The 13,570-nt window shown below is 45.8% G+C and carries 12 protein-coding genes; all 12 read right to left on the reverse strand.

Features of this window, described 5'->3' with window-relative positions; genetic code table 11:
- Positions 1 to 654: a hypothetical protein gene (locus ACEW8F_RS00475; RefSeq protein WP_373481508.1), complete on the reverse strand. Its 654-nt coding sequence runs from the start codon at positions 652 to 654 to the stop codon at positions 1 to 3.
- Between the two features lie 310 nt (positions 655 to 964).
- Positions 965 to 2,935 carry a sodium-translocating pyrophosphatase gene (locus tag ACEW8F_RS00480; RefSeq protein WP_373481509.1) on the reverse strand — a complete coding sequence of 657 codons (1,971 nt, stop codon included), beginning with the start codon at positions 2,933 to 2,935 and terminating at the stop codon, positions 965 to 967.
- 52 nt (positions 2,936 to 2,987) lie between these two features.
- On the reverse strand, positions 2,988 to 3,215 hold the full coding sequence (secG, locus tag ACEW8F_RS00485; RefSeq protein ID WP_373481510.1) for a preprotein translocase subunit SecG: 228 nt from the start codon (positions 3,213 to 3,215) through the stop codon (positions 2,988 to 2,990).
- 125 nt (positions 3,216 to 3,340) lie between these two features.
- Positions 3,341 to 4,876 carry a 2,3-bisphosphoglycerate-independent phosphoglycerate mutase gene (gene gpmI, locus ACEW8F_RS00490; RefSeq protein WP_373481511.1) on the reverse strand — a complete coding sequence of 512 codons (1,536 nt, stop codon included), beginning with the start codon at positions 4,874 to 4,876 and terminating at the stop codon, positions 3,341 to 3,343.
- 30 nt (positions 4,877 to 4,906) lie between these two features.
- A complete protein-coding gene (gene tpiA, locus ACEW8F_RS00495; RefSeq protein WP_373481512.1) occupies positions 4,907 to 5,644 on the reverse strand; it encodes a triose-phosphate isomerase in 738 nt (245 codons plus the stop codon).
- Positions 5,645 to 5,654: 10 nt separating this feature from the next.
- The gene (gene pgk / locus ACEW8F_RS00500) at positions 5,655 to 6,845 is read right to left on the reverse strand and encodes a phosphoglycerate kinase (protein WP_373481513.1); all 1,191 of its coding nucleotides are present in this window, start codon (positions 6,843 to 6,845) and stop codon (positions 5,655 to 5,657) included.
- Positions 6,846 to 7,040: 195 nt separating this feature from the next.
- Positions 7,041 to 8,045 (reverse strand): type I glyceraldehyde-3-phosphate dehydrogenase, encoded by a 1,005-nt coding sequence (gene gap, locus ACEW8F_RS00505; protein ID WP_373481514.1) that lies wholly within the window; start codon positions 8,043 to 8,045, stop codon positions 7,041 to 7,043.
- A gap of 55 nt (positions 8,046 to 8,100) precedes the next feature.
- Positions 8,101 to 9,162 (reverse strand): sugar-binding transcriptional regulator, encoded by a 1,062-nt coding sequence (locus tag ACEW8F_RS00510; protein ID WP_373481515.1) that lies wholly within the window; start codon positions 9,160 to 9,162, stop codon positions 8,101 to 8,103.
- Between the two features lie 174 nt (positions 9,163 to 9,336).
- Positions 9,337 to 10,788, reverse strand: coding sequence for an RNA polymerase factor sigma-54 (gene rpoN, locus ACEW8F_RS00515; protein WP_373481516.1), 1,452 nt, complete (start codon positions 10,786 to 10,788; stop codon positions 9,337 to 9,339).
- Positions 10,789 to 10,861: 73 nt separating this feature from the next.
- Positions 10,862 to 11,779, reverse strand: coding sequence for a thioredoxin-disulfide reductase (gene trxB / locus ACEW8F_RS00520; RefSeq protein WP_373481517.1), 918 nt, complete (start codon positions 11,777 to 11,779; stop codon positions 10,862 to 10,864).
- 38 nt (positions 11,780 to 11,817) lie between these two features.
- On the reverse strand, positions 11,818 to 12,267 hold the full coding sequence (locus tag ACEW8F_RS00525) for a flagellar FliJ family protein (protein WP_373481518.1): 450 nt from the start codon (positions 12,265 to 12,267) through the stop codon (positions 11,818 to 11,820).
- The gene (gene fliI, locus ACEW8F_RS00530; protein WP_373481519.1) at positions 12,264 to 13,568 is read right to left on the reverse strand and encodes a flagellar protein export ATPase FliI; all 1,305 of its coding nucleotides are present in this window, start codon (positions 13,566 to 13,568) and stop codon (positions 12,264 to 12,266) included. The genes ACEW8F_RS00525 and fliI overlap by 4 nt, the downstream gene beginning before the upstream one ends.
- Between the last annotated feature and the right edge of the window lie 2 nt (positions 13,569 to 13,570).

Raw genomic sequence — 13,570 nt, forward strand, 5'->3', positions numbered from 1 at the left:
TTATAATTGATTATTTTTGTTGTAATCTTCACGATAAATGGTTTCCATGATGCTGAGGAGATCTTTGGCTTCGGTTTCATCGATTTTTGAAAAATAAACATTCATGGCCCGGTCGATCATTTTTAAATAGCGGGTCAGGTTGTCGGTGACGGTTTCAATGTCCTGGGTCAGCTCCCCCTCGTCTTCAAAGGCCCGGACGAATTTATGATTGGTTAGATTTTCTGCCAAATCTCCATGATCCGCTCGCTGAGCTTTTTCAATACCGGCAATCAGCTTGAAAAATTCATCAAAATGATCATTCAGATTTTCAGATTTAGTCCGTGAACTGATTTTCAGCACCGCATATTTACCTCGCTTGCTGCTGATAAACTCATAACTGTAGCGGACCTTAGGCCGGTACTTATATTTCAGGCTTTTGCCGAACTGAATGCTGGAGTTTTTATTGATCTGACTCACCGACAGGGTGTCGCTGAAATTTTCGTCCAGCTGTTCCAGAATTTTCTGGATTTTCTGTTCCGGCGTCACCAGCCCGATTTTTTCGGCCAGGATATCATTAATCAGTTGGGAGCGGTTGGTATTGTTCTCATAGGCGATTTGGTCTATCTTTTCAACTATTTCATCAAATAGCATTAAACTGTATACACTTTTTATCATATCATCACTCCTTTTATATAAATTATAATTCCATAATATTATTTAGTCAATCGTTTTATGTATATTGCTTTGCATTTTTAAGTGAGTTTCAAGGTTTAGGTTAAGAAATCCCATCGCGTCATTACCGCAAAAAAAAACTGTCCCCTTGTGTTTACTAAAACTGTACCTTTGTGCTTACTTTCCTGTGCTATATTGCTTACCCAAATTTTGTTCGCGTAACCTCAGCTATAACGACAAAAAGACCTGAATGCAGTGATTGCATTCAGGTCCAGGTTGTTATGTTATTAAATTCAAATAATAGAAGCTTTGATTAAATTAAGAATAATGGTGCAAATACCAATGATACGATGGTCATCAGTTTGATTAAGATATTGATGGAAGGTCCGGAAGTATCCTTGAATGGATCTCCGACAGTATCGCCAACAACAGCAGCTTTATGGGCATCACTACCTTTTCCGCCATGAGCTCCGCCTTCAATAAATTTCTTGGCATTATCCCAGGCTCCACCGGCATTGGCCATAAAGATAGCCATTAATACCCCGGTCACCAGCGCGCCGGCTAAAAGTCCGCCCAAAGCATCGGCACCAAGGATCAGACCCATAGCTAAAGGAGCCGCCACTGCCATTAAACCCGGTACGATCATTTGACGAAGAGCTGCAGCGGTAGAAATATCGACGCATTTAGCATAATCCGGTTTTTGCGTGCCTTCCATAATGCCTGGAAACTCCCGGAACTGACGACGCACTTCTTCGATCATTTCATTAGCAGCAGAACCTACTGCCTCCATGGTTAAGGCGGAGAACAGGAATGGCAGCATTCCACCGATAAACAAACCGATGATTACATTTGGATTTAAAATATCAATGCTAGCTAAGCCAACTGTTTGGGCATAAGAAGCAAACAGGGCTAAAGCAGTTAAAGCTGCTGAACCGATGGCAAAGCCTTTACCGATAGCCGCAGTGGTGTTACCAACGGCATCCAGCTTGTCGGTGATTTCACGAACTTCTTTAGGCATTTCCGCCATTTCAGCAATCCCGCCAGCATTATCGGCAATGGGGCCATAAGCATCGACAGCAATGGTCATCCCACAGGTAGAAAGCATCCCCACTGCGGCCAAAGCAATACCAAATAGTCCAAAAGCTGTATAGGCAACAAAAATTGCCACTGACATGGCTAAAATTGGGAACATAGTCGATTTCATCCCAACCGCCAGACCACTGATAATCGTAGTCGCAGCACCGGTTTCTGATTGCTGAGCAATGTGTTGAACCGGTTTGTAATGTTCTGAGGTATAATATTCTGTTAACTTACCAATTACAATCCCCACGGCCAAACCAGCGACAATCGCAACAAATGCTGAATATCCGCCAGTAAAATAGTTCGACAGGAAGTAAGAAGCGATGACTACCAGGATCCCACTGACATAGGTCCCCATGTCCAGGGCCCGTTGCGGGTTTCCGCCTTCTTTACCGCGAACAAAGAAAGATCCGATAATTGAAGCAAAAATACCAACTGCTGCTAAAAGCATCGGAAATAAGATGCCATTATAACCTTCAAGTGCCAGAGCACCCAAGGTAATTGCCGAGATAATTGAACCAACATAAGACTCGAATAAATCCGATCCCATCCCGGCTACATCACCAACATTATCACCAACGTTATCAGCGATAACCGCCGGATTACGAGGATCATCTTCGGGAATACCGGCTTCAACCTTACCAACCAGGTCAGCGCCGACATCGGCAGCTTTGGTATAGATACCACCGCCAACTCGTCCGAACAACGCAATTGAAGATGCACCCAGACCAAAACCGGTGACAATGGTAACATCACCAAATAATAAGTACAGCACACTTACGCCGAATAAGCCCAGACCAACAACACACATACCCATAACCGCACCGCCGGAAAAAGCCACTGAAAGCGCTTTGTTGATCCCGCTGGTTTGTGCCGCATTGGCTGTTCTGACGTTGGCTTTGGTAGCCACCTGCATCCCGAAGAATCCGGCCAGGATTGAAAAAATAGCCCCAACCAGAAAGCATATCGCAGTGGTTAAGCCTAAACCAGGTGTAACGGTTAAAATAACAAATAAGACAGCCACAAAGATTGCGATCATTCGATATTCACGTTTTAAGAATGCCATGGCACCTTCGTGGATATATCCCGCGATCTCTTTCATTCTGTCTGTACCGGCGTCAACTGCAGTTACGCGTTTTGCAAAAATAAGCGCAACAAGCAACGCCACGACTCCAATGGCTGGAGCCAGAAACAATAATTCCATTCTCAATTTCCCCCTGTAAGTTTTTGCATCTCTCTAAATCAGATGCCTGTTTTTATACGATTGAATAAACGAATGCCGACAACATGAATAAAACGCCTGAGATTTTGGTTGCTTTTTCCAAAACTCCTTCAAATCCCTTAGCTTTTTTCTTTCCAAATAAGGTCTCAGCACCACCTGCGATGGCTCCTGACATCCCTGCTGTTTTTCCCGGCGATAAGAGTATCGCGGCGATCAGAACCAGGCTGGAAATCAGTAAAACGACCAGTAAAGCTTCTTTCATTAGTATCACCTCCGTAAATAATCGTGCACGTTATAATATCATACCCAAAAAACATTTTCAATCATAAAAAAAGTCTCAATCGAGACTTTTCTTATGTAAACGGTCACAGCTTTTGCATTTTTACTTTATTCTGATTTAATCAGGGTTTCCCCTGTCATTTCGAGCGGTTTTGGCAGTCCCATCAGATCCAGCAAGGTGGGCGCCACATCGGCCAGACGACCATTATCACGCAAGGTCACATTGCCATCACCAAGAAGAATGCACTTAACCTGATTGGTTGTATGGGCGGTAAACGGCATGTGCGTTTGGTAATCGATCATTTTTTCGGCATTGCCATGATCGGCAGTGACAATCACCTTGCCGCCTTTTGCCAGAATCGTGGTGATCACTTTTTGGGCGCATGCATCGACCACCTGGACGGCTTTTTCAGCGGCTGCGAAAATACCGGTGTGACCAACCATATCGGCATTGGCAAAGTTGAGAATCATCAGCTGATACTTGTCGCTTTCAATGGCTTCCACGGCTTTATCAGCCACCTCATAGGCACTCATCTCCGGCTGCAGATCATAGGTTGCCACGTGGGGCGAGGGTACCAGGATCCGGTCTTCCATCGGATATTGCTTTTCCAGTCCGCCATTAAAGAAATAGGTCACATGGGCATACTTTTCGGTTTCAGCGATACGCAGCTGGGGGATGCCCAGATTGCTTAAATATTCACCTAGAGTATTATCGATGGTCACCGGTTTATAAGCGATCGAGACATTTTCAAAGGATTTATCATATTGGGTCATGGTGACATATTTCAGCCCCAAAAATCCGCTTTTGCGTTCGAATTCTTTAAACTCCGGATCGATAAAGGCCCGGGTTATTTCTCTGGCCCGGTCGGGTCGGAAATTAAAGAAGATAATCGTATCGTTGGACTTGATGGTTTTGTCTTCGCCCGTATCAATGATGGTTGGCAGGACAAATTCGTCGGTGATTTTAGCGGCATAGGTCGCTTCCATGACATGAACGGCTGATGCAGCATGATTGCCTGCTCCGACGGTCATAGCGTTATAGGCTTTTTCGACCCGATCCCAGCGATTATCCCGATCCATGGCGTAATAACGACCGATGATGGTAGCGATTTTCCCCACTCCCAATTGAGCCATTTTAGCTTCCAGGGATTTGATATGGCCAAGTCCGCTATTGGGCGCAGTATCCCGGCCATCCATCAGGCAGTGGACATAGACCCGTTTTAAGCCTTGTTTTTTGGCCAGGTTCAGTAATGCGTAAAGATGGCATTCATGGCTGTGTACCCCGCCATCGGACAATAAGCCCATCAGGTGCAGAGCGCCGCCGTTTTCTTTGGCTGAACGAATACCTGAAAGAAAGGCCAGGTTGGTAAAAAAGTCGCCATCTTCGATTGATTTGGTAATCCGGGTCAATTCCTGATAGACGATTCGGCCAGCCCCCAGGTTTAAATGGCCAACCTCAGAATTGCCCATCTGACCTTCGGGCAGACCAACGCCAAGGCCACTGGCGGTGATGAGGGTATGAGGGTTGTCCTGGGAGATGGCATCAAGAAATGGGGTTTGGGCCTGTTCAACGGCGTTGCCCTCGGTACATCTGGTAAAGCCGTAGCCATCCAGAATAATCAGAGCAGTTAAATTTTTATTCATATGATCACACCTTTCGGTAAAAATTGATAATTAAAATTTCACAATCTCCGAGAAAGTCGGTTTTAGAGCGGCACCCCCGACCAGGGCGCCGTCGATGTTGTCCATGGCCATCAGGTCTTTGACGTTTTCGGGATTAACGGAACCACCGTATTGAATGCGGACTTTTTGGGCGGCGTCTTCGCCGAACATTTTGGCGATGGTTTGGCGGACCCAACCGCAGGCTTCGTTGGCTTCTTCTTTGCTGGCTGTTTTGCCAGTGCCGATCGCCCAGATCGGTTCGTAGGCCACGACCACCTTGGTGATGTCGGCAATACCATTGAGACCGGCTTCCATCTGACCAACCACCTTAGCTTCGGCTTTTCCGCCTTCCCGTTCTGCCAAAGTTTCACCACAGCAAACGATCGGGGTAATTCCCAGCGCCAGGGCTTTAACAGCTTTTTTATTGACGGATTCATCGGTTTCATTAAAATATTCCCGTCGTTCCGAGTGTCCAATCAAAACATATTTGACGCCAATGGCCTGCAGCATTTCCCCGGAAATTTCGCCGGTAAAGGCGCCGCTTTTTTCAAAATGCATATTCTGAGCGCCAATGCCAACATTGGAATCTTTGGCCATTTCCACCGCTTTTTGCAGACCCAGATAAGTTGGACAAAAAACCACTTCGGCTTCTGCGCCAGCCACCAAAGGTAATAGTGTATTCATCAATTTTTCAGTTTCAAAAATATCATTATTCATTTTCCAGTTTCCAGCAATTATTGGTTTTCGCATCATACTCTCCTTATTTATCCTGTAAAATTTCAATACCGGGCAGTTTTTTTCCTTCAAGGAATTCCAGTGAGGCGCCGCCGCCAGTAGAAATATGGCTCATGCCTTCTTCGTAACCGAGGATCTTAACCGCTGCGGCCGAGTCCCCACCGCCGATAATGGTAATGGCAGCGGAATCCGACATCGCTTTTGCCACAGCTTCTGTTCCTTTGGCAAAGGCAGCCATTTCAAATACACCCATGGGGCCGTTCCAGATCACTGTTTTGGCGCCCAGAATTGCTTTGCTAAAGGTAGCCGCGGTTACCGGACCAATATCCAGTCCCAATGAATTGGACGGAATGGCATTGATATCGACAACCACAAATGGGGCGTCAGCAGCAAAGGTTTCGGCAGCCACCACATCCACTGGTAATAACAGGTTAACCCCTTTAGACTTGGCTTTGGCAACTAGTTCGTTGGCTAGTTCCATTTTATCTTCTTCCAGCAGCGATTTTCCAATTTCATAGCCCTGGGCTTTTAAGAAGGTAAAGGCCATGCCGCCGCCAATGATCAGGGTATCGACCTTTTCCAGCAGGTTGTTGATTACACCAATCTTGTCAGAAACCTTCGATCCGCCCAGGATGGCCACAAAGGGTCGTTCCGGTTTGTCCAGGGCTTTGCCCATAAAATCCAGTTCTTTCTGAATCAGGAAGCCGGAAACGCCGGGTAAATATTCGGCAATCCCCACGGTTGAAGCGTGGGCCCGATGAGCGGTTCCGAAGGCGTCATTGACAAAAACCTCGCCCAGATCCGCCAGCTCTTTGGCAAAACCATGGTCATTTTTTTCTTCTTCACCCCGGAAGCGTGTATTTTGCAGCAAGAGCACATCACCTGGTTTTAGTCCTGCTGCGGCGGCAACGGTGACTGATCCGGTAACTGCTCCGTCATCATTGAAGATCACTGCTTTTTTCAATAATTCGGACAGTTTTTTGGCAACTGGTTCCAGCGAATATTTAGGATTGGGCTGATTTTTGGGTCGGCCCATATGTGACATTAAAATCAATGAAGCGCCCTGCTCCAGAATATAATTAATCGTTGGCAGGGCTGCAGTGATCCGGGTTTCATCGGTGATGACGCCGTTTTCATCCAATGGCACATTAAAGTCGGCCCGCATTAAAACTTTTTTTCCTTTTAAATCGATATCAGATACTGTTTTTTTGCTCATCTTTTTTATCCTCTCGGTTCTCAATTTTTTTATATTTCCGTTATCGGCAAGTTTCCGTACCGACCAATTGTTAATCTGCTGACATTCAAATTTTCTCTTTATAAACAATTTCAGAAGCTTTTGCAATGTTTTTGCATAAGCTTCTGAAAAGTTTTGTGTGATTATTGAATTATTTTTTCAAGTTATTCAGGGTAATTAAAATTTAGTGGCAACATACTCTGCTAAACGGACTAATTGAGCAGTGTAGGACATTTCATTATCGTACCAGGCAATGACTTTAACCTGTTGTTTTCCGCCTTCAACATTCATAACCCGGGTTAAGGTTGCGTCAAATAATGATCCGAAGGACATGCCAATGATGTCAGTAGAAACAATCTGTTCTTCATTGTATCCCAGTGATTCGTTGGCAGCTGCTTTAACCGCGGCATTGATTTCATCGGCCGTCACGTCTTTTTCCAGTACACAGGTTAAGTCAACCAGTGAACCAGTGATAACAGGCACGCGCAATGCAAAGCCGTCCAGTTTGCCATTCAGGGCTGGCAATACCTTGCCAACAGCAGCGGCGGCACCAGTGGAAGTGGGAACGATATTTTGAGCGGCGGTACGGCCTCGTCGTAAATCTTTATGGGGCGCATCCAGAGTTGCCTGGTCATTGGTGTAGGCATGAACGGTGGTCATTAAACCACTGACTAAACCAAAGCTGTCGTTTAATACTTTGGCAACCGGTGCTAAACAGTTAGTTGTGCAGGAAGCACCACTGATCACTGTTTCAGTACCATCCAGAATATTTTCGTTTACATTAAATACGATGGTTTTAACATCACCTTTGGCTGGAGCAGAAACAATAACTTTTTTTGCGCCGGCTTTGATGTGTTTGCCTGCGCCGTCTTTATCGGTAAAGAAACCGGTAGACTCGATCACTACATCGACGCCGATACTTCCCCAGGGCAGGTTTTCAGGATCTCTTTCAGCAAAAATTTTGATGGCTTTTCCATCAACTACCATGGTATCATCTTTAACTTCAATGGCATCTTGCTTAAATTTCCCCTGGGCGCTATCATATTTTAATAGGTACGCTAAGGTTTTTGCATCTGTTAAATCATTGATAGCCACGACATCAAATGCCGGGTTATCTGCCATTAATCTGAATGCTAAACGACCAATTCTTCCAAAACCATTAATTGCTACTTTTACAGACATATTATCTGCCTCCTTAAAATAATGTTTACTAAATTTATACTCAGTCAGACACGTGCTATTTTGCGTCTGACATGGTTTGCAATTTTCTTAAGATCTCTCTGGCGGCGCTTTCGTCGGTGATCAGGACAATGTTTTCGCGAATCCGACTGACCGCAATAATCGACTCCGCTTTGGTGACTCCGCCGGCCACGGCAATGACATGGGGTATTTTTTTGAAATTATCAATCCCGATACCAATGGTACTCGATGGTGAAATTACCTGACCAACAATATCAAAGTAGTGTCCGAAGGCTTCGGCCACGGCACCCTGCTGCAATATCTTGCGCTTATCGGCAGTGGCTAAATTGCGCCAGTCGGCCAGCACATCGGCCCGACCCAGTCCGAAGATAAAGATATCGATGTTGTCCATTTTATTGAATACCCTTTTTATTTCCGGATAATCTTTTAATGCTTCCAATAATCGCTGATCGATGTTATCCGGCAAATGGAGGAGCTCGTAATTTGAATGGAGCTTAAGACCCATTTCGGCGACCACGTTATTGGCCTGGGTAGAATGGCTTTTTCCGATTCCGCCCCGGGCTGGGATGACATAGACATCGGGATAAAAGGCTTCCCGCATTTCATCGGCTACGGCGGCGGTACAACTGCCCCCAGTTAGTGCCAGGGTATCCTTATATTTCATCACCGACAAAACATATTTTGCCCCGGAACGTCCCATAAATCGCAGCACTTCATAATTCATATCCATATCGCCGGGACAAATGATCACCCGTTTGAGATGGAGACGATCCATCAGTTCTTTTTCTAATTGTTCCAGACCGTTGTAGGTGTAGAGCAGGCTTTTTAACTGAATCAGCGCTTCCTTACCAGCATCGGTGATGACGACCCCCTGCCGTTCTACTGAAACCAGCTTTTGGGTTTGAAAAAAATCGATCTCATTACGTACCTGACGCTCACTCATATCCAGAACAAAGGCAAGGTTTCTCCGTCCGATGGGCTGCTCACTGCTGATGGTTGACAAAATATTGTAACGCATTTCAATGAGACGATTCACTTCCGGAGCGACAAGCTGTTGAAGTTCAATGACTTCCTTACTGATTTTTAATTGATTTGACACAGAATCACCCTTCTTTCGGATACATGCTCGCTTTTGTCCCACTGGGACAAAATCATTATACCCCATATTAAATTTAAAAACAAGTTAAAATAAACCAAAAACTAAAAAGAAAATCCCAAATCCGATTCTCCCGGATTTGCAGGCATCTACTGTGATTAGTCTGTTTTTGATGCTCTACCGGTATTCTTTTCGTTTGGACGAAGGCTGGATCAAAAGCGCTTCCCGATATTTGGCCACCGTTCGTCTGGCCACATCCAGATTTTCCTGCTGCAATAATTCAGAAATTTTTTGATCGCTGAGCGGCTTTTTCTTATCTTCCTTCTCGATCAATTCTTTGATATAACCTTTGATCGCATCGGAAGAGCGGTCTTCTTCGCCCTGAGCAAAACCCCGCTTAAAGAAAAACTTCAGGGCAAAGGTACCCTTGGGGGTTTGAATATACTTGCCGCGAATGGCCCGACTTACCGTGGACTCATGGACGTCGATGGTATCAGCAATAGTTTTGAGGGTTAAGGGCCGCAGATCACCCACGCCTTCAAAGAAAAAACTGCGCTGGGACTCAGCAATCGCGATAATGACTTTTTTGATGGTATCCCGCCGCTGTTCAATGCTTTTGATCAAAAAAGCGGCACTATCCAGCTTTTTTTCCAGGTATAGCTTGGTTTCATCATTTTTGTCGGGGTTTTTCAGCAACCCCTTATAATAATTATTGATGCGCAGCCGGGGGGCTGATACATCATTGACCTTGACCACCAGTTCGTCATTGACAATTTCGATACTCCCGTCTGGAATAACGTAGGAAACCCGTTCGGAACAGGAAAATTCCCGGCCGGGCTTGGGTTCCAGGGTTTTGATCACCTCTTTGAATTCATAAACATCCTCAATCGTCAAGCCGGTATCCTGGGCGATCCGCTTAAACTGATTATCGGCCAGATCGATCAGATGATTTTTAACAATGTCCATAAACACTTCTTCGTCATCATACCCTATCTGACGGAGTTGAATCAGTAAACACTCTTCGATGCTTCGGCAGCCCACCCCGCAGGGATCAAAACCCTGGATGATCTTGATCATTTTCAGGATACTGTCTTCCGCGACTTCCAAAACACTTTTAATATAGTCCATGTCGATGATCAGGTAACCGTTATCATCAACGCAATCGATCAAATATTCGCCGATCAGTTTTTCCTGAGCACTGAGATTTTTATCGAGCATATTAAATTGAAAATGCAGATATTCGTACAGGGTTTTCTCCTCGGATGTGAATTTCTCGAAACCATACTCATCATCGGTGTCACCACTTGACTGCGTCTGGCCCCGGTAATCCGAATTTTCCATGCTGTGAAAATACTCATCCCATTGGATTTCATCCTTGGGCGGCTGCTCCACAACCGGTTCTTCTTTAATCAGCTCCCCCTTCAGCGGTCCGCCATCCTCATTAACCGGCACCACCTCTTTGATGGACACCTCATTAAATTCCAGCACCGGATTCTCCATAATTTCAGTTTCGATCAGGCCATTCAGTTCCATGGCCGTCAGCTGAAGAATTTCAATGGATTGACGCATCTCCTGGGTCATAATCAATTTTTGGGTTTGGGTCATATTTAAATCAAATTTGATATTCATTTCTTCACCTGATTGTTTTTTATTTCTGCATCAAAAAAAGACTAACTTTCGTTAGTCCTAATCATATCACAATCTACTTGAGTTCTTCAATGTATTTGATCACATTTACTGCAGCAATGGCACCATCGGCAGTGGCGGTGACCACTTGTCGCAGGGATTTGCGGCGGATATCGCCGGCGGCAAAGATCCCCGGGATGTTGGTGCGCATTTCATCGTCTGTGATCAGATAATCTCGGGCATCCCGTTCCAGCAGGCCCACAAACGCTTCGGAATTGGGTTTCTGACCGACGAAAACGAAAACACCATCAATCGGGACTTCGGTAACCGCACCGGAACCCACATGTTTGACCATGATCGCTTCTACCTGACCATTGCCCTTGATTTCTTCAACCACGGCACTGAGCATCATTGATATTTTGTCACTTTCCTTAATCCGCTGCTGGAGAATTTTAGCCCCCCGGAGTTCATCCCGGCGATGAATAATGATCACTTCACTGGCGAATTTGGTCAGGTATAAGGCTTCTTCCAAAGCTGTATCCCCGCCGCCGATGACGGCAACCTTTAAGCCTTTGAAAAAATTGGCATCACAGGTGGCACAATAGGAAACACCCATACCGCGGAGTTCCATTTCACCTTTACAGCCAATCAGCTTGGGTTCGGCACCGGTAGCCATGATAATGGTCTGCGTTTCCAGCTTGCCGGAATCGGTTTCGATGATAAATCCAGTTTCCGTTTTTTGGGCACTGCGATAGGTTCGAGTCGCAAACTCAACACCAAACTCTTCACATTGCTGGCGCATCCGCTCGGTTAAACCGGGGCCTGTGCTGTCTGGCGGAGAACCGGGGTAATTTTCAATCTCCCAGCTGGTGGCAATCTGTCCGCCGATGCCGCCTTTTTCAATAATCAAAACCTTCAGTGCTCCCCGGGCTGCGTAGATCCCGGCGGCCAAACCGGCTGGCCCGGCCCCCACTATAATTGTATCATATCTCATCTCAACACCTCTTTCTCATATTTGACTTTTCCTGATGATCAGGATCCATCATTCATAATTTTACTGGTGGTAATAAATTCTTCCATCTCTTTTTCGTTTTCCTTGACCATTTCTTTTTTATACTCATCATAGCGGTTTTCTTTGACAATTTCCAGAGACCTTGTTTCCAGTTTTAAATTCTTCACCACTTCAATCTGGATATCGATTTTCTCAGTAATTTCATCAATTCTTTTTTCGATAATCTGGATCTGTTCTTTTAAAAAGGACATATAGTGAATATAAACCTGACAGGCCGTGGGGGTGATGGAGTTGGCCATATCCCGTTCATAGTTTTTCTGGCATTTTTCCTGCTGGTCTTCCAGATCCAGCTGTTTATCCATTTCATCGCTCAATTGGCGGGTCAGCCCACCCAGTATCATCATTTCATTTTCCAGATTTTGATCTTTATAGGAAAGTAACTTTCCTAAATGGAATTGGAATTTTTTCATAAGACGGCCTTCTTCATCGCATCGACGCTGTTATCATAAAAACACTTTTCGTCTACCTTTTGCTGTAAAAATTTATTGATGCCGCCAATTTTCTTGATGGCAATATCCAGTGAGGGATTGGTTCCGCTTTTGTAGGCACCGATGCTGACCAGGTCATAGTTAGTATCATACACTGACATCATATTACGCATCGAAGAGGCCGCTTCCATCTGGTCCGGACTGACAATATTGGACATCAGCCGGCTGACACTGTTAAGCACATCAATGGCCGGATAATGGTTTCTGGCGGCGATCTTACGGGATAGCACGATATGCCCGTCAATGATCCCCCGGACCGTGTCGGCGACTGGTTCGTTCATATCGTCCCCTTCAACCAGAACCGTATAAATACCGGTAATCGAGCCGGTTTCAAAATTTCCGCTGCGTTCCAGCAGTTTTGGCATCATCGCGTAGATGGAGGGGGTGTAGCCCCGGGCAACCGGCGGTTCTCCGGTGGCCAGACCGATTTCCCGCTGAGCCATGGCAAAACGGGTCAGGGAATCCATCATCAACAAGACATCATTGCCCTGATCCTTAAAATATTCGGCAATGGTAGTAGCTGTTAAAGCACATTTCATCCGCTGCATCGGCGGCTGATCCGAGGTAGCCACGACAATCACTGACCGTTCCAGGCCTTCCTGGCCCAAATCGTTTTCCAGAAACTGGCGCACTTCCCGGCCTCGCTCGCCAACCAGGGCGATGACATTGACCTGGGCTTTGACATTCCTGGCGATCATCCCCATCAGGGTGCTTTTACCAACGCCGCTACCGGCAAAGATGCCCATTCTCTGGCCCTTGCCAATCGTCAATAAACCATCGATCGCCTTTACCCCAAATTCCAGGATATCGTCAATACATGGCCGTGAAAAGGGGTTGGCCCCGGTACTTTGAATATCATAGGGCAGGGTGTTTTCAATCGGCCCGCCACCGTCGATCGGTTCGCCCATGGCATTGACAACCCGACCGATCATATCATCTGATACTCCAATTTTCAGGGACGAGCCGGTGGGTTCGACAATATTACCAAAGCTGATGCCTTCCGGTTCTTCATAGGGCATCAACAACACCTTATTGCCGCGGAACCCGACCACCTCAGCCAAAATATAACGGTCCGCATTCTGATCAAAGATCTTACACAAATCGCCAATGCTGCATTCCGGGCCCACTGATTCAATCATCATGCCCACAACTTTTTCAATCTTTCCAAAATAGTGATAGGTTTCCGCCCGTTGAATGGCTTTGCAAATCTCAGATGTATTCATTT

Source organism: Acetobacterium sp. (assembly GCF_041752335.1).
Lineage (GTDB): Bacteria > Bacillota > Clostridia > Eubacteriales > Eubacteriaceae > Acetobacterium.